Below are 17,570 nucleotides of genomic sequence, written 5' to 3' on the forward strand. Positions count from 1 at the left end.
ACGCCCGGTTACATTCCGAACCCGGAAGCTAAGCCTCACAGCGCCGATGGTACTGCAGGGGGGACCCTGTGGGAGAGTAGGACACCGCCGAACAATCTTTGAAAGGGTTGGATCTGGAACTTCGGTTCCGGGTCCAACCCTTTTTTGGTTTGCGTAACGTGTCGTTCACGTTCCGCGCCGAGCATCGCGGCATGGGTACTGCTGCAATGCTCAGGGCCGCCGGTGTCGGAGTCGGCGACGAGGTCATCGTGCCGGCCTTCGGGAACGTCGAAGTCGCCGAGGCCGTGACACTGGCCGGTGCGCTTCCGGTGTTCGCCGACATAGATCCGCTGACCTACTGCCTAGACGTGACGGCGGTGGAAGCGGCCGTAACTGCCCGTTCCGCAGCGGTGGTTGTCGTCCACCGGTTCGGACGGTGGGCCGACATCCGGCGGTTGCGTGAGCTGGGGCAGCGGCACGGGCTGCTGGTGCTGGAGCAGGGCGAGTCCGAGGCTCCGTACGACGAGATCGCGCAGCGTCGGCAGCGGGCCTCCTATCTCGATGCGAAGCTGCGCGGTGTGCGGACCCCGGACGGCGGTGACGGGCACACCTACCAGCAGTACGTCGTGCGGGTGCCGGGGAACGGCCGGCCCGACCGGGACGCCTTCGCTCGGGCCCTGCGGGGCAAGGGAGTTGACTGCCGGGTGCCGGTGAAGACGCCGGTACACCGGCTGCCGGAATTCCGGCGCTGTGTCTCGCTGCCGGAGACCGAGGTGGCCGCTGACGAGACGCTGGCGCTGCCCGTGGACGCCTCGCTGACGAAGCGGGAGATGCAGCGGATCGTGTCCGCCTGCAATGCCCTCGGCGGACTGCTTCAGCCCGCCTTCTGAACGAGTTTGGGACTCGGGTCCGTTCGGGGTATGATCTATTCCGTTGCCGCCGGGGGAAACCTCGAAAAGGCAACAGGCCCCTATAGCTCAGTCGGCAGAGCGTCTCCATGGTAAGGAGAAGGTCAACGGTTCGATTCCGTTTGGGGGCTCCAGCAGGAAAAGTCCCGCCCGAAAGGGCGGGACTTTTTTGTGTTCCCCTCTGCCGGCCCCCGCCGGCCCCGCTCTCAGTCCTTCTGGAGACCGGGGACCCGCATCGCCAGAATGGCCATGTCGTCGGACGGGGCATCGGACGCGAAGCGCTCCACCGCGCGCATGATGCGTGCGGCGACCGCGCCCGCCGTGAGGCCCGTACAGGTCGTCAGGACGTCCGCGAGGCCGTCGTCGCCGAGCATGCGCGTGCCCTCCCGGCGTTCCGTCACGCCGTCCGTGACGCAGAGGAGGACGTCGCCCGGGTCGAGGGTGACCGTCTGCTCGTACAGCTCCAGGTCCTCGATGACACCGAGGAGGGGCTGCGGCTCGGCGGCCGCCTCCACGGTGCCGTCCTGCCGCAGGCGCAGCGGCAGCGGGTGGCCGGCGCAGACCACCTTCATCTCCGCGCTGCCGTCCTCCTGGAGGCGCATCTCGCCGTACAGGAGGGTCAGGAAGCGGCTGCGGGCCCCCTCGTCCAGGATGGCCGAGTTGAGGCGCTCCAGGACCGCGGGACCGCTGAGGCCCTCCCGGGCGAGCAGGCGCAGTGCGTGCCGGGCGAGGCCGGTCACCGCAGCCGCGTTGGGGCCCGTGCCGCAGACGTCGCCGATGGCGAAGCCGTACGCGTTGTCGGCGATCGGGAAGACGTCGTAGAAGTCGCCGCCGACCTCGTTGCCCTCGCCGGCCGCGCGGTAGATGACCTCGACCTCCATGCCCTCGATGTGCGGGGTGCCCGGAGGCAGGAGGCTGCGCTGGAGGGCCTGGCTGATGGCCGTGCGCTCGGAGTACAGGCGGGCGTTGTCGAGGGCCAGGGCGGCCCGGCGGGACAGGTCCTCGGCCAGTTCCAGGATCTCCTGGCGGAAGTGTTCGTCGGTGGGCTTGCCGAGGGTGAGCATGCCGATGACGCGGTTGCGGGCGACCAGCGGGAGGACCACCGTCTCGCCGCCCACCGCGGAGGCGGTGGCGAGCGTCGGGCCGATGCCGGAGGAGACCTGGCGGGTGGGGCCACCGGTCAGGCCGAGGCTGCGCATCGAGCTGCGCAGGGCGGCCTGGTGGGCGTGCTCGCCGGGGGCGCTCCAGACCCGGGCGCCGGGCGTGGGTACCGGATCCGGCGGGGGCACCTTGGAGAGCAACGACTTGATGCCGTCGATGAGTTCCTCGTCCTCGTGCAGGACGTACGACAGGTACGGCTCGGAGGCCTGGTCGGCGATGGTGTAGACGGCGCACCAGGTGGCGAGCGTCGGGACCGTCATCTGGGCCATCAGGGCGAGGGTCTGGTCGCGGTCCAGGGTGCCGGCGAGCAGGTCGGAGGCCTCGACGAGGAAGCTGAGCGAGCCGCGGCGCAGCCGCTCCAGCTCGCCGAGGCGGGCCGACTCGACGGCCAGGGCGATGCGGTCGGCGGCGAACTGGAGGCGCAGCGCCTCCTCGTTGGAGTATCTGCCCGGTGCCTCGGCCGCGACGCCCAGGGAGCCGGTGAGGCGGCCCTCGACCTTCAGCGGGACCGTGACGACCGAGCGCATGCCGGTGCCTGCCAGGAGGGGGACCGCGCCGGGAACGGCCGCCAGATCGTCGTGTACGGCCGGCATCCGGGCCGAGCCGTAGCGGCCGGGGCCGGCTTCCACCGGCACGCGTGCGAAGCGCTGACGGGCCGACGGGAGCCCGGTGGAGGCGCGGACCTCCAACTCGGTCTCGTCGTCGGTGGCGAGGAGCAGGAACGCGGAGTCGCCGTCGAGCATGTCGCGGGAGCGTTCGACGGTGCGCTGGAGGAGGCCGTCGAGGTCGTCCGGGGCCGGGGAGCCGATGAACACCTCGAAGGGGTCGCTGCTCTGGCCGTCGGAGGCGCCGCCGGCGTCGGAGGCGGGGACGCGCAACGGGGTCTGGAGGACGGCTCGTTCGTGGTCGCGTACGAGGAGGCAGACCGTGGAGGGCTCGCCGCCGGTGTCACGGACTCTCAGGTGCGAGGCGTAGACGGGGGTCACGCGGCCGTCGGCGCCGCGGATGCCGTAGCTGCCCTCCCAGCGGGAGAGCTGGAGGGCCTCGGCGACGCCGGTGCCGGTGCCGGGGGTGTGCGGCCAGGCGGCGAGGTCGGCGAGCGGTTTGCCGGTGACCTCGGCGGCGGTGTGGCCGAAGATCTCCTCGGCGTCCTCGTTCCAGGCCGAGATGGAGCCCTTGCGGTCGATCTGGACGACCGCGACCCGGACCCGGCCGTCGGCGAGGGGCAGCAGGTCGGCGGGGAGGGACGGTCCGGCCGCACGGGTGCCCACCGGGCGTTCGGGGAGATCGAGCTGGAACCAGACATTTTTGTGCGTGGACGTGTATTCGACACCCCAGCGGGTGGCGAGGGCCGCGCAGAGCTGCAGTCCGCGGCCGCCCTCGCGGTCGGGGCTGCCCATGTTGACGGCGGAGCCCTGGAGCGGGACCTCGCGTTCCGGGTAGCGGTCGGCGACTTCGATGCGTACCCCGTCGTCCGTGCGCAGGCACAGGACGTCGGCGTGGGTGCCGGCGTGCACCACGGCGTTGGTCACGAGTTCGCTGGTGAGGACTACCGCGTCGTCGACGATGTCCGCGAAGCCCCAGCCCTGGAGCGTGTCGCGGACGAAGGAGCGGGCGGTCGCGACCGATCGCCCGACGGGCTCGAAGGTGGCGGCCGCGCGCGCGGTGATCACAGAACTCCTCGACCGTGTCTCGACATGCGGGCTTGCCTGGCCGGGCTGGTGCCGCTGGTGCGGCATGCGCTCGCCCGTGGGCCGTGGCTCCGGGTTGTGTCCCCCGGGGATCACTCCGGTGGTCATGGTCTGCGGCCGCCCCTCCGAATGCCCGCTCGTTCTCGTGCCACCGCCCAGGCCGGACGGACCGGTGCGGCTGGACAGCCGCATGCAAGGTTACTTACCTTCGCCGTCCGAGCGGATGCCGGTCGCCAGTGTTTACGCCCCCAGGGTGTGCGGACGATGTGCGAAGCTGCCGAACTGTTATGGCCTGGTTCGGGGAGGGTGAAACACTGGGCAAGCTTGTGATGAAGGTCCGGTCAGCCCGAATGCGTTGCGTGTACGGCGGGCAGCAGCCCCTGGTGTGGCCGGATCTCGTCTGGCAGAAATACGCAGCAGTAACTGGTACGCCGAAGTAAGCGGTACGCCGAGTATGGCGGTGTCCGAGCACAGCAGTAACGGTCGACCCCTGCGGGAGGGACACAGTGGAGTCTGGCGCAGCGGCGCGGAGCACTAAGGCGCGCGCGAAGGGCGGACCGTCCCTGAGCAGGCAGCGGGGCGGTGACGGGACGACCGCGGTGGACACGGCTTCACTGAACCGGTTGCTGGTGGCGCTCGTGGCGATGCGGGAAGGCAACTTCCGCAAGCGGCTCACGGTGTCCGGGGACGGCGTGATGTCGGAGATCGCGGCGGTCTTCAACGAGGTGGCCGACCGCAATCTCCACCTCACGGGTGAGCTGTCGCGGGTACGGCGTGTCGTCGGACGTGAGGGAAAGCTCACGGAGCGGCTGGAGACGGGCGCCTGCGAGGGCTCCTGGGCGGCTGCCATCGACAACTCCAACGCCCTCGTCGACGACCTGGTACGGCCGGTCTCCGAGGTGGGGCGGGTCCTGACGGCGGTGGCCGAGGGCGACCTGTCGCCGCGCATGGAGTTGCGGTCGCCGTCGCCGGACGGGGCCGGACATCCGCTGCGCGGTGAGTTCCTGAAGGTCGGCCGGACCGTCAACAACCTGGTCGACCAGTTGTCGACGTTCACCGACGAGGTCACGCGGGTGGCCAGCGAGGTGGGCACCGAGGGCAAGCTGGGCGGTCAGGCCCGGGTGCGCGGTATGTCCGGTTCGTGGCGGGACCTCACGGACTCGGTGAACACGATGGCGTACCGGTTGACGGCACAGGTGCGGGACATCGCGCTGGTGACGACGGCGGTCGCCAAGGGTGACCTGTCGCGGAAGGTCACGGTCCAGGTCGCCGGCGAGATGCTGGAGCTGAAGGAAACCGTCAACACGATGGTGGACCAGCTGTCGGCGTTCTCCTCCGAGGTGACCCGGGTCGCCCGTGAGGTGGGCACGGACGGCATCCTGGGCGGTCAGGCGCACGTGCCGGGGGTCGCGGGGACGTGGAAGGAGCTCACGGACTCCGTCAACACCATGGCCGGCAACCTGACGGCCCAGGTGCGCGGGATCTCGGAGGTGACCACCGCGGTCGCCAACGGTGACCTGTCACGGAAGGTGACCGTCCCGGCGCGCGGTGAGGTCGCGCAGCTCGCCGAGACGATCAACCAGATGACCGAGACGCTGCGGATCTTCGCGGACGAGGTCACGCGGGTGGCCAACGAGGTCGGCGGCGAGGGGCGGCTCGGCGGGCAGGCGAACGTGCCGGGGGCGGCGGGCACCTGGAAGGACCTGACCGACTCCGTCAACACGGTGTTCCGGAACCTGACCACCCAGGTGCGCGACATCGCCGCCGTGACGACGGCGGTGGCCAACGGTGATCTGTCGCAGAAGGTCACGGTCGACGTGGCCGGCGAGATGCTGGAGCTGAAGAACACCGTCAACGGCATGGTTGATCAACTGTCGTCGTTCGGTGCCGAGGTCACCCGCGTGGCCCGGGAGATCGGTGTCGAGGGTGAGCTGGGCGGCCAGGCACAGGTGCCGGGGGCCGCCGGTACCTGGAAGGATCTGACCGACTCCGTCAACACCGCGTTCCGCAACCTCACCGGCCAGGTCCGCAACATCGCCCAGGTGACGACGGCGGTGGCCAACGGTGATCTGTCGCAGAAGGTCACGGTCGACGTCTCCGGCGAGATGCTGAAGCTGAAGAACACCGTGAACACGATGGTGGACCAGCTCTCCAGCTTCGCCGACCAGGTGACGCGGATGGCCCGGGACGTGGGCACCGAGGGCCGCCTCGGCGGCCAGGCCCGGGTGGACGGCGTCTCGGGCACCTGGAAGGAGCTGACGGATTCCGTCAACTTCATGGCCGGCAACCTGACTTCACAGGTGCGGCAGATCGCCCAGGTGACGACGGCGGTGGCGCGGGGCGACCTGTCCCAGAAGATCGACGTCGACGCGCGCGGCGAGATCCTCGAGCTGAAGAACACGATCAACACGATGGTCGATCAGCTGTCCGCCTTCGCCGACCAGGTCACCAAGGTGGCCCGTGAGGTGGGTACGGAGGGACGGCTGGGCGGTCAGGCGCAGGTGCCCGGCGTGGCCGGTGTGTGGCGGGACCTGACGGATTCCGTGAACGGCATGGCCGGCAACCTGACGGCCCAGGTGCGCAACATCGCCCAGGTCGCCACCGCGGTGGCCCGCGGCGACCTCTCCCAGAAGATCACCGTGGACGCGCGCGGTGAGATCCAGGAGCTGAAGAACACCCTGAACACGATGGTCGACCAGCTGTCGTCGTTCGCCCAGGAGGTCACGCGCGTGGCGCGCGAGGTGGGCACCGAGGGCATCCTGGGCGGCCAGGCCGAGGTGCAGGGGGTCGCGGGCACCTGGAAGGACCTCACCCAGTCCGTGAACTTCATGGCGAACAACCTGACCATCCAGGTGCGCAACATCGCCGAGGTCACGACGGCGGTCGCCAAGGGCGACCTGTCGAAGAAGATCACCGTTGACGCGAAGGGCGAGATCCTCGAGCTCGTCACGACGGTCAACACCATGGTCGACCAGCTGTCGAGTTTCGCGGAGCAGGTGACCCGGGTGGCCCGTGAGGTGGGCACCGAGGGCATCCTGGGCGGCCAGGCGCGGGTTCCGGGTGTCACGGGCATCTGGAAGGACCTCAGCAACAACGTGAACCAGATGGCCAACAACCTGACCATGCAGGTGCGGAACATCTCCCAGGTCTCGGCGGCGGTCGCCAACGGAGACCTGACCCGGCAGGTCACCATCGAGGCGAGCGGCGAGGTGGCCCAGCTCGCCGACACCATCAACCAGATGGTGAAGACGCTGAGTTCGTTCGCCGACCAGGTCACCAAGGTGGCCCGTGAGGTGGGCACGGACGGCATCCTGGGCGGTCAGGCGCACGTGCCGGGTGTGGCGGGTACGTGGAAGGACCTCACCGAGTCGGTGAACCAGATGGCGTCCAACCTGACCGGCCAGGTGCGGAACATCGCGATGGTCACCACGGCCATCGCCAAGGGTGACCTGACCAAGAAGATCGACATCGACGCGCGCGGCGAGATCCTCGAGCTCAAGACGACGATCAACACGATGGTCGATCAGCTGTCGAGTTTCGCGGAGGAGGTCACCCGGGTCGCCCGCGAGGTGGGCACCGAGGGGGCGCTCGGGGGGCAGGCACGCGTGCGTGACGTGGACGGCACCTGGCGGGACCTCACCGAGTCCGTGAACGAGATGGCCGGGAACCTGACCCGGCAGGTGCGTGCCATCGCGCGCGTGGCGACCGCGGTGACCCGCGGCGACCTGAACCTGAAGATCGACGTGGACGCGTCCGGCGAGATCCAGGAACTCCAGGACTACATCAACAAGATGATCGCCAACCTGCGCGACACCACGGTGGCCAACCAGGAGCAGGACTGGCTCAAGGGCAACCTCGCGCGGATCTCCGCGCTGATGCAGGGCCGCCGCGACCTGGAGGACGTGGCCTCCCTGATCATGAGCGAGCTGACGCCGGTGGTGACCGCGCAGCACGGCGCGTTCTTCCTGGCGATGCCGCTGGTCGACGGCAAGGACATGAACGCCGAGAACGAGGACGCGTACGAACTGCGGATGCTCGGGTCGTACGGCTACTCGATGGGCTCCATGCCGACGTCGTTCCGGCCCGGTGAGGCGCTGATCGGGACCGCCGCCCAGGAGAAGCGCACGATCCTGGTGGAGAAGGCGCCCACGGGCTACCTGAAGATCTCCTCCGGGCTCGGTGAGGCTCCGCCGGCGCAGGTGATCGTGCTTCCGGTGCTGTTCGAGGGCAAGGTGCTCGGCGTGATCGAGCTGGCCTCCTTCACGCCGTTCACGCAGATCCAGAAGGACTTCCTCAACCAGATCGCCGAGATGATCGCGACCAGCGTCAACACCATCTCCGTCAACACCAAGACCGAGGTGCTGCTGAAGCAGTCGCAGGAGCTGACCGAGCAGCTCCAGGAGCGGTCGGCCGAGCTGGAGAACCGGCAGAAGGCCCTCCAGGCGTCCAACGCCGAACTGGAGGAGAAGGCCGAGCTGCTGGCCCAGCAGAACCGGGACATCGAGGTGAAGAACACCGAGATCGAGGAGGCCCGGCAGGTGCTGGAGGAGCGTGCCGAGCAACTCGCCGTCTCCATGCGCTACAAGAGCGAGTTCCTCGCCAACATGTCGCACGAGCTGCGCACCCCGCTCAACTCGCTGCTGATCCTGGCCAAGCTGCTCGCCGACAACGCCGAGGGCAATCTGTCGCCGAAGCAGGTGGAGTTCGCCGAGACCATCCACGGCGCGGGATCCGACCTGCTCCAGCTGATCAACGACATCCTGGACCTGTCGAAGGTCGAGGCGGGCAAGATGGACGTCTCCCCGACGCGTATCGCGCTGGTTCAGCTGGTGGACTACGTGGAGGCCACCTTCCGGCCGCTGACCGCGGAGAAGGGCCTCGACCTGTCGGTGCGGGTCTCCCCGGAGCTGCCCGCCACCCTGCACACCGACGAGCAGCGGCTCCTGCAGGTGCTGCGCAACCTGCTGTCCAACGCGGTGAAGTTCACCGACTCCGGCTCGGTGGAGCTGGTGATCCGGCCGGCGAGCGGCGACGTCCCGGTGGGGATCAGGGAGCAGCTCCTGGAGGCCGGTTCGCTCAGCGATCCGGACGCGCCGCTGATCGCGTTCTCGGTGACCGACACCGGTATCGGGATCGCGGCCAGCAAGATGCGGGTGATCTTCGAGGCGTTCAAGCAGGCCGACGGCACGACCAGCCGCAAGTACGGCGGTACGGGCCTCGGGCTGTCGATCTCGCGGGAGATCGCGCAGCTGCTGGGCGGTGAGATCTACGCACAGAGCGAGCCGGGCCGCGGCTCCACGTTCACGCTCTACTTGCCGCTGCACCCCAGCGAGCTGCCGCCGCAGGGCTACCAGCAGTCCGTGCCCCAGCTGGAGGCCGGGGACCTGGTCGCCTCGCAGCACCTCGCGCTGGAGCTGTCCGGCGTGGAGATCGAGACGCCGGCCGAGGTGAAGTCGTACCAGGAGACCCAGAACGGCGCCGCCGCGCTCTTCCGGCGCCGCCGCCGGGGGGCTCCGGTGGCCGAGGCGTGGCCGGTGCTCGCCGAGCAGGAGGCGACGTCCCCGCAGCCGCGCCGGGGCATGCGGTTCGGCGGCGAGAAGGTGCTGATCGTCGACGACGACATCCGCAACGTCTTCGCACTCACCAGCGTCCTGGAGCAGCACGGCCTGTCGGTGCTGTACGCCGAGAACGGCCGGGAGGGCATCGAGGTCCTCGAACAGCACGACGATGTCGCGGTCGTCCTGATGGACATCATGATGCCCGAGATGGATGGCTATGCCACGACCAACGCCATCCGTCGGATGCCGCAGTTCGCCGGGCTGCCTATCATCGCGCTCACCGCGAAGGCCATGAAGGGCGACCGGGAGAAGGCCATCGAGTCGGGCGCCTCCGACTACGTCACCAAGCCGGTCGATCCCGATCACCTGCTGGCGGTGATGGAGCAGTGGATGCGCGCGGAGTGACCGGAACGGTCAGGTGTGATGTGAATGTTGAGGGAACCTTCCGTGTGCACGGGGAGTTGCTGACTCACGGTGGCGGAACCCGTGTAGAAGTGCGGGATTGGGGGAACCTTCTGGTCCCCGGCTGCGTTTCTGCTACGTGCACAGTGACATCGCGGTGACAGGGTGTGGCGACAGGCGGGGTGCGGCTACCATGACCGGCACAAGGACGGGCGGCGAAAGGGAGTCGTCCCCTGGGGCGGCGCCCGGTGCACATCCGGGGCGAGGAGGGCGGGCCATGGTGCAGAAGGCCAAGATCCTCCTGGTCGATGACCGGCCGGAGAATCTGCTGGCGCTGGAGGCCATCCTCTCTGCGCTCGATCAGACACTGGTGCGGGCATCGTCCGGGGAGGAAGCGCTCAAGGCACTGCTCACGGACGACTTCGCGGTCATTCTGCTGGACGTCCAGATGCCGGGCATGGACGGTTTCGAGACCGCGGCGCACATCAAGCGGCGGGAGCGGACCCGGGACATCCCGATCATCTTCCTGACGGCCATCAACCACGGTCCGCACCACACCTTCCGGGGCTACGCCGCGGGCGCGGTCGACTACATCTCCAAGCCCTTCGACCCGTGGGTGCTGCGCGCCAAGGTCTCGGTGTTCGTCGAGCTGTACATGAAGAACTGCCAGCTGCGCGAGCAGGCGGCGCTGCTGCGGCTCCAGTTGGAGGGCGGCGGCAAGGGCGCGGTCGCCGGCAAGGAGTCCGCGGGACTGCTCGCCGAGCTGTCCGCCCGGCTCGCGGCCGTGGAGGAGCAGGCCGAGGCGCTGTCCAAGCAGCTGGACGACGAGTCCGCGGACGCGGCCGCGGTGGCCACGGCGGCCCACCTGGAGCGCAAACTCACCGGCCTGCGCCGGGCGCTCGACGCCCTCGAGCCGGGCACGGGCGGCAGCACCGCACCGCTCCCTGCGCAGAACTGACCGCGACCCCGGACGCAGTTGCCCATGAGCGTGCGTCAGTTCTGCGCCTCGGAAAGGGCGACACGAACGGGTGAAGCTGTGGGCACACGTGTCCCCTGTCGCATCCCCCGGTAACCTCACACCCATGGCCTCACGTCCCTCGGCAGCCAAGAAGCAGCCCGCGAAGAAGGCCGCTCCCTCGAAGGCTCCGGCGAAGAAGGCCGCCGCGAAGAAAGCCCCGGCCAAGAAGGCGCCCGCCAAGAGGACCGCGGCGAAGAAGTCCGCGCCGGCACCCAAGCCGGCGCCCAGCCCCACCGGGGGCGTGTACCGCCTGGTGCGCGCCCTCTGGCTCGGCGTCGCGCACGCCGTCGGTGCGGTCTTCCGCGGCATAGGACAGGGAGCCAAGAACCTGGACCCGGCCCACCGCAAGGACGGCATCGCCCTGCTCCTGCTCGGCATCGCCCTGATCGTCGCCGCCGGCACCTGGGCCGACCTGCGCGGCCCGGTCGGCGACCTGGTCGAGATCCTCGTCACCGGCGCCTTCGGCCGCCTCGACCTGCTGGTGCCGATACTGCTCGCGATGATCGCCGTGCGGTTCATGCGCCATCCCGAGCAGCAGGAGGCCAACGGGCGGATCGTGATCGGCCTGTCGGCACTGGTCATCGGCGTGCTCGGTCAGGTGCACATCGCCTGCGGCTCGCCCGCCCGCAGCGACGGCATGCAGGGCATAAGGGACGCCGGCGGCCTCATCGGCTGGGCGGCGGCGACCCCGCTGACGTACACCATGACCGAGGTCCTGGCCGTACCCCTGCTGGTGCTGCTCACGATCTTCGGGTTGCTCGTGGTCACCGCGACCCCGGTGAACGCCATCCCGCAGCGGCTGCGGACGCTCGGCGCCCGCCTCGGGCTGCTGCACGACCCCGAGCCCGACGACGCGTACCCGGAGTACAGCGAGGACGACGAGCGCTACGACGAGCAGTGGCGCCAGGCACTGCCCGCGCGCCCCCGCAGGCGCTCCGGCGCCCCCCAGGAGTACGACCCCGACAGCGCCGAGCAGGAGGCCCTCGCCAAGCGCCGGGGCCGCCCGCGGCGCTCTGCCGTGCCGCAGCCCGAGCTGGGGCGGCAGATGGACGCCGTGGACGTCGCGGCGGCCGCCGCGGCCGCGCTCGACGGCGCCGTCCTGCACGGCATGCCGCCCTCGCCGCTCGTCGCCGACCTCACTCAGGGCGTCAGCGTCGGCGACCGCGAGGACACCACGCCCACGCCCGTGCCGGCCCCGAGCCCGAGTCCGGTACCGGCCGCCCGCCCCAAGCAGGAGAGGCTCAAGGTCGAGCAGGTCGTCGCGGACCTCACCAAACCGGCCCCCGAGGAGCCCCGCGACCTGCCCCCGCGCGCCGAGCAGCTCCAGCTCTCCGGCGACATCACCTACTCGCTGCCCTCGCTCGACCTCCTCACCCGCGGCGGCCCCGGCAAGGCGCGCAGCGAGGCCAACGACCGGGTGGTCGCCTCGCTCACCAACGTCTTCTCGGAGTTCAAGGTCGACGCGGCCGTCACCGGCTTCACCCGCGGGCCGACGGTCACCCGCTACGAGGTCGAACTCGGCCCCGCCGTGAAGGTCGAGCGGATCACCGCGCTCACCAAGAACATCGCGTACGCCGTGGCCAGCCCGGACGTGCGGATCATCAGCCCGATCCCCGGCAAGTCCGCGGTCGGCATCGAGATCCCCAACACCGACCGCGAGATGGTCAACCTCGGAGACGTGCTGCGGCTCGCCGAGTCCGCCGAGGACGACGACCCGATGCTGGTCGCCTTCGGCAAGGACGTCGAGGGCGGCTACGTCATGCACTCGCTGGCGAAGATGCCGCACATGCTCGTCGCCGGCGCCACCGGCTCCGGCAAGTCGTCCTGCATCAACTGCCTGATCACCTCGGTCATGATGCGGGCGACCCCGGAGGACGTGCGGATGGTCCTCGTCGACCCCAAGCGCGTCGAGCTGACCGCGTACGAGGGCATCCCGCACCTGATCACGCCGATCATCACCAACCCGAAGCGGGCCGCCGAGGCGCTCCAGTGGGTCGTGCGCGAGATGGACCTGCGCTACGACGACCTGGCCGCGTTCGGGTTCCGGCACATCGACGACTTCAACAAGGCGATCCGCGAGGGCAAGGTCAAGCTCCCCGAGGGCAGCGAGCGGGAGCTGCAGCCGTACCCGTACCTGCTGGTGATCGTCGACGAGCTGGCCGACCTGATGATGGTCGCCCCGCGCGACGTCGAGGACGCGATCGTTCGGATCACGCAGCTCGCGCGCGCGGCCGGCATCCACCTGGTGCTCGCCACCCAGCGCCCGTCGGTCGACGTGGTCACCGGTCTCATCAAGGCGAACGTGCCCTCCCGGCTCGCCTTCGCCACCTCCTCGCTCGCCGACAGCCGCGTCATCCTCGACCAGCCCGGTGCCGAGAAACTCATCGGCAAGGGCGACGGCCTCTTCCTGCCGATGGGGGCGAACAAGCCGACCCGTATGCAGGGCGCGTTCGTCACCGAGGAGGAGGTCGCCGTCGTCGTCCAGCACTGCAAGGACCAGATGGCGCCGGTCTTCCGGGACGACGTCACCGTGGGCTCCAAGCAGAAGAAGGAGATCGACGAGGACATCGGCGACGACCTCGACCTGCTCTGCCAGGCCGCTGAACTGGTCGTCTCGACGCAGTTCGGCTCCACGTCGATGCTCCAGCGCAAGCTGCGCGTCGGCTTCGCCAAGGCCGGCCGGCTCATGGACCTCATGGAGTCGCGCGGTGTGGTCGGGCCGAGCGAGGGGTCCAAGGCGCGTGACGTTCTGGTGAAACCCGATGAGCTGGACGGGGTGCTTGCTGTGATCCGCGGGGAGTCCGAGGGGTAGATCTGAAGGGGAGACCTGTCTGAGGGCTACGGGCGCCCGCGGTCCGGGTGGCGTCATCACCGTGATCCACCCGTTAGGGACCGTCGGGCAACCGTTTCCCTTTGACGTACGTCAAGTTGAGCGAGAGGAAAGGTGTGCACCCCATGCTGGGGCGCACACCTGACCCGTCATCGGGATGTCGGGCCATACCGATGGCGTACAAAGTCGTACCGCCCGGTTGCCTCACCCTTTCGCACCCCCCATAGACTGAACCTCCAGCACAGGTGGCTACACGCTCGAAAGGCGCCCCCGTGTCCATCGGCAGCAACTCCCCTGAAGACGAGCGTCCGTTCCCAGACGTGTCCGAGGAAAACCGCCCCTCCGTAGGCCGAGCCCTCAAGCAGGCCCGCATCGCCGCCGGGCTGACCGTCGACGACATCAGCGGGAGCACCCGGGTCCGTATCGCCATCGTGCACGCCATCGAGGCCGACGACTTCGCCCCCTGCGGCGGCGACGTCTACGCCCGCGGGCACATCCGGACCCTGGCCAAGGCCGTCGGTATCGACCCCGAGCCGCTGCTCGCGCAGTTCGCGGCGGAGCACGGTGGTGGGCGGCCCGCGCCGACGCCCGCCGCGCCGCTGTTCGAGGCGGAACGTATCCGCCCCGAGCGGCGCGGACCCAACTGGACGGCGGCCATGGTCGCGGCGATCGTCGTCGTGATCGGTTTCGTCGGCTTCACCGCCTTCAAGGGCGGCAACGGCGACGACGCCAAGCAGTCGGTCGCCGAGGGCCCCGCCCCGACGACCAGCAAGCCGGTCTCGCCGACCCCGAAGGAAAGCAAGCCCGGCAAGACCCCCGAGCCCTCCGACAGTGCGATCGCCGCCGCGCCCCAGGACAAGGTCACCGTCCAGGTCAGCGCGGTCAACGGACGCAGCTGGATCTCGGCCAAGGACCACAACGGCCGGATGCTCTTCGACGGGCTCCTGAAGAAGGGCGAGTCCAAGACCTTCCAGGACAGCTCCAAGATCAACCTGATCCTCGGCGACGCCGGAGCCATCCAGCTCTACGTCAACGGCAAGAAGATCGAGGACCAGTTCCGGCCCGGCGCGGTGGAGCGTCTGACGTACACCAAGGGCGACCCGGAAGTCGGATAATCGTTCGGGTTATGCACGTACACAAGGGGTTGGCCATGATCGGCCAGCCCCTTCGACGTGGGCTGTCAGTCAGACAAAGTAGTCTTGAGCCCATGCCTGAACGCCGTACCGTCGCACTCGTCACTCTCGGCTGCGCCCGTAACGAGGTGGACTCGGAGGAGCTCGCAGGCCGTTTGGAGGCGGACGGCTGGCAGCTCGTCGAGGACGCATCGGACGCGGACGTCGCCGTCGTCAACACCTGTGGATTCGTCGAGGCCGCCAAGAAGGACTCGGTCGACGCCCTCCTGGAGGCCAACGACCTCAAGGGCCACGGCAGAACCCAGGCCGTCGTGGCGGTGGGCTGCATGGCCGAGCGGTACGGCAAGGAACTCGCCGAGGCGCTGCCCGAGGCGGACGGCGTGCTGGGCTTCGACGACTACTCCGACATCTCCGACCGCCTGCAGACCATCCTCAACGGCGGCATCCACGCCTCGCACACCCCGCGCGACCGGCGCAAGCTGCTGCCCATCAGCCCCGCCGAGCGGCAGGACTCGGCCGCCGCGGTAGCGCTCCCGGGGCACGGCCCTGCCGACCTCCCCGATGGCGTCGCGCCCGCCTCCGGCCCGCGTGCGCCCCTGCGCCGCCGCCTGGACGGTGCCCCCGTCGCCTCGGTCAAGCTCGCTTCCGGCTGCGACCGGCGCTGCTCCTTCTGCGCCATCCCGTCCTTCCGCGGCTCCTTCATCTCACGCCGGCCCAGCGACGTGCTGAACGAGACCCGGTGGCTGGCCGAACAGGGCGTGAAGGAGATCATGCTGGTCTCCGAGAACAACACCTCCTACGGCAAGGACCTGGGTGACATCCGTCTCCTGGAGTCCCTGCTGCCTGAGCTCGCCGAGGTGGACGGCGTCGAGCGGGTGCGCGTCAGCTACCTCCAGCCCGCCGAGATGCGCCCCGGCCTGATCGACGTGCTGACCTCCACCCCGAAGGTCGTCCCGTACTTCGACCTGTCCTTCCAGCACTCCGCCCCGGGGGTGCTGCGGGCCATGCGACGCTTCGGCGACACCGACCGCTTCCTGGAGCTCCTCGACACCATCCGGAGCAAGGCTCCGCAGGCGGGTGTCCGCTCCAACTTCATCGTCGGCTTCCCCGGTGAGTCCGAGTCCGACCTCGGCGAGCTGGAGCGCTTCCTGAACGGCGCGCGTCTGGACGCCATCGGTGTCTTCGGGTACTCCGACGAGGAGGGCACCGAGGCGGCCACGTACGAGAACAAGCTCGCCGAGGAGGTCGTCGCCGAGCGCCTCGCGCACATCTCCCGGCTCGCCGAGGAGCTCGTCTCGCAGCGGGCCGAGGAGCGCCTCGGCGAGACCGTGCACGTCCTCGTGGAGTCCGTGGACGACGAGGACGGTGTCCACGGCCGGGCGGCCCACCAGGCGCCCGAGACGGACGGACAGGTACTGCTCACCAGCGGCGCGGGACTGCGCGTCGGCCGTATGGTCGAGGCGAAGGTGGTCGGTACGGAGGGTGTCGACCTGGTGGCCGAGCCGTTGCAGGGCTCGCCCGCATGGAGTGAGGAGGCCGGCAGATGACCGGAGTCCCGGCGTCCGCCGCGGGCGGCTCCTCCGGCGCGCACGGCGCCCCGGGCTCCGCCGCCACCTCCGGTGCCGCCCCGGATTCCGGTTCCCGTGACCCCGGTTCCCACGACTCCGGTCCGCACGGCGGCGAGCGGCCCGCGCGCGGTGGGAAGATCGCCGCTGCCGCCGTCAACCAGGCCAGCCTGTGGAACGTCGCCAATCTGCTGACCATGCTCCGGCTGGTCCTGGTGCCCGGCTTCGTCGCCCTGATGCTGGCCGGCGGCGGATACGACCCGGCGTGGCGCTCGCTCGCCTGGGCCGCCTTCGCCATCGCCATGATCACCGACCTGTTCGACGGGCATCTGGCCCGCACCTACAACCTCGTCACCGACTTCGGGAAGATCGCCGACCCCATCGCCGACAAGGCGATCATGGGGGCGGCGCTGATCTGTCTGTCCGGGCTGGGCGACCTGCCCTGGTGGGTGACGATCGTGATCCTCGCCCGGGAACTCGGCATCACGCTGATGCGTTTCGTGGTCATCCGCTACGGCGTCATCCCGGCCAGCCGCGGCGGCAAGCTCAAGACGCTCACCCAGGGCGTGGCCGTGGGGATGTACGTGCTGGCACTGACGGGGTGGCTGGCGACCCTGAGGTTCTGGGTGATGGCCGCGGCCGTCGTCCTGACCGTCGTCACCGGCCTCGACTATGTGAGACAGGCCATTGTGCTGCGGCGGCAGGGAATCGCCGAGCGCGCAGCAGCGTTGGAGGAGACGGAAGCGTGAATTCCACGGCCGCCGAACTGGTGCGACTACTGACGGTGAGAGGACAGACCCTCGCTGTCGCAGAGTCGCTGACCGGCGGCCTGGTGGCGGCGGAGATCACAACGGTCCCGGGGGCGTCCAAGGCGTTCCGGGGCTCCGTCACCGCCTACGCCACCGAACTGAAGCACGGGCTGCTGGGTGTCGACGCCACCCTGCTGGCCCGGCAGGGAGCCGTGGATCCGCAGGTGGCGGCCCAGATGGCCGCCGGAGTGCGCAAGGCGCTGGGCGCCGACTGGGGCCTCGCGACCACCGGGGTCGCCGGACCGGAACCGCAGGACGGCCGGCCGGTCGGGACGGTCTTCGTGGCCGTGGACGGGCCGTTCGGCCCTGGTTCCGGTTCTGCCGCTGGCGGAAAAGTGGAGGCCCTGCGGTTGAACGGCGACCGCGCGGAAATTCGTAGAGAGAGTGTACGGAGCGTACTCGCACTGCTTCTGAGGGAGCTTGCGAGCGAACAGACCGGGAATGAGCGGGCACAGGATACGGAACAGAACGGGGGGTTTTGATGTTTGCAGCCCTGAGTGAACACGACATCGCTCC

The 17,570-nt window shown here is 69.6% G+C and carries 9 protein-coding genes, 1 tRNA gene and 1 rRNA gene; 10 read left to right on the forward strand and 1 reads right to left on the reverse strand.

Going from position 1 to position 17,570, the window contains the following annotated elements:
- From rrf to ACFY0P_RS19415, 3 genes are all read left to right on the forward strand, one after another.
- A 5S ribosomal RNA gene (gene rrf / locus ACFY0P_RS19405) occupies positions 1-93 on the forward strand; the annotation flags it as partial.
- 113 nt (positions 94-206) lie between these two features.
- Positions 207-869 (forward strand): DegT/DnrJ/EryC1/StrS family aminotransferase, encoded by a 663-nt coding sequence (locus ACFY0P_RS19410; RefSeq protein ID WP_388915350.1) that lies wholly within the window; start codon positions 207-209, stop codon positions 867-869.
- Positions 870-945: 76 nt separating this feature from the next.
- A tRNA-Thr gene (locus tag ACFY0P_RS19415) sits at positions 946-1,021 on the forward strand.
- Between the two features lie 72 nt (positions 1,022-1,093).
- Here the strand turns inward: ACFY0P_RS19415 and ACFY0P_RS19420 are convergent.
- Positions 1,094-3,847 (reverse strand): SpoIIE family protein phosphatase, encoded by a 2,754-nt coding sequence (locus ACFY0P_RS19420; protein ID WP_388914175.1) that lies wholly within the window; start codon positions 3,845-3,847, stop codon positions 1,094-1,096.
- A gap of 398 nt (positions 3,848-4,245) precedes the next feature.
- On the opposite strand from ACFY0P_RS19420, the gene ACFY0P_RS19425 reads away from it, so the two are divergent.
- The 7 genes from ACFY0P_RS19425 (at position 4,246) to ACFY0P_RS19455 (ending at position 17,536) form a co-directional block, all read left to right on the forward strand.
- A complete protein-coding gene (locus ACFY0P_RS19425) occupies positions 4,246-9,702 on the forward strand; it encodes a HAMP domain-containing protein (protein WP_388914178.1) in 5,457 nt (1,818 codons plus the stop codon).
- Between the two features lie 274 nt (positions 9,703-9,976).
- Positions 9,977-10,657, forward strand: coding sequence for a two-component system response regulator (locus ACFY0P_RS19430; protein WP_388914181.1), 681 nt, complete (start codon positions 9,977-9,979; stop codon positions 10,655-10,657).
- A 124-nt stretch (positions 10,658-10,781) separates the two neighbouring features.
- Positions 10,782-13,529: a DNA translocase FtsK gene (locus ACFY0P_RS19435; protein ID WP_388914184.1), complete on the forward strand. Its 2,748-nt coding sequence runs from the start codon at positions 10,782-10,784 to the stop codon at positions 13,527-13,529.
- Between the two features lie 290 nt (positions 13,530-13,819).
- Positions 13,820-14,662: a RodZ domain-containing protein gene (locus ACFY0P_RS19440; protein ID WP_388914187.1), complete on the forward strand. Its 843-nt coding sequence runs from the start codon at positions 13,820-13,822 to the stop codon at positions 14,660-14,662.
- Positions 14,663-14,754: 92 nt separating this feature from the next.
- Complete coding sequence (gene rimO / locus ACFY0P_RS19445) at positions 14,755-16,227, forward strand: 30S ribosomal protein S12 methylthiotransferase RimO (RefSeq protein ID WP_388914190.1); 1,473 nt, start codon at positions 14,755-14,757, stop codon at positions 16,225-16,227.
- A complete protein-coding gene (pgsA, locus tag ACFY0P_RS19450; RefSeq protein ID WP_388914193.1) occupies positions 16,224-16,994 on the forward strand; it encodes a CDP-diacylglycerol--glycerol-3-phosphate 3-phosphatidyltransferase in 771 nt (256 codons plus the stop codon). The genes rimO and pgsA overlap by 4 nt, the downstream gene beginning before the upstream one ends.
- A complete protein-coding gene (locus ACFY0P_RS19455) occupies positions 16,991-17,536 on the forward strand; it encodes a CinA family protein (protein WP_388914196.1) in 546 nt (181 codons plus the stop codon). Before pgsA ends, ACFY0P_RS19455 begins: the two co-directional genes overlap by 4 nt.
- The last annotated feature ends 34 nt before the right edge of the window (positions 17,537-17,570 follow it).

The organism is Streptomyces sp. NPDC001714 (assembly GCF_042892755.1).
Taxonomy (GTDB): domain Bacteria; phylum Actinomycetota; class Actinomycetes; order Streptomycetales; family Streptomycetaceae; genus Streptomyces.

Excerpts from the sequence above, each read along its gene's own strand:
- ACFY0P_RS19410 (WP_388915350.1), top strand. The coding sequence starts at position 207 with ATGCTCAGGGCCGCCGGTGTCGGAGTCGGCGACGAGGTCATCGTGCCG.
- ACFY0P_RS19420 (WP_388914175.1), bottom strand. The coding sequence starts at position 3,847 with ATGACCACCGGAGTGATCCCCGGGGGACACAACCCGGAGCCACGGCCC.
- ACFY0P_RS19430 (WP_388914181.1), top strand. The coding sequence starts at position 9,977 with ATGGTGCAGAAGGCCAAGATCCTCCTGGTCGATGACCGGCCGGAGAAT.
- ACFY0P_RS19435 (WP_388914184.1), top strand. The coding sequence starts at position 10,782 with ATGGCCTCACGTCCCTCGGCAGCCAAGAAGCAGCCCGCGAAGAAGGCC.
- rimO (WP_388914190.1), top strand. The coding sequence starts at position 14,755 with ATGCCTGAACGCCGTACCGTCGCACTCGTCACTCTCGGCTGCGCCCGT.
- pgsA (WP_388914193.1), top strand. The coding sequence starts at position 16,224 with ATGACCGGAGTCCCGGCGTCCGCCGCGGGCGGCTCCTCCGGCGCGCAC.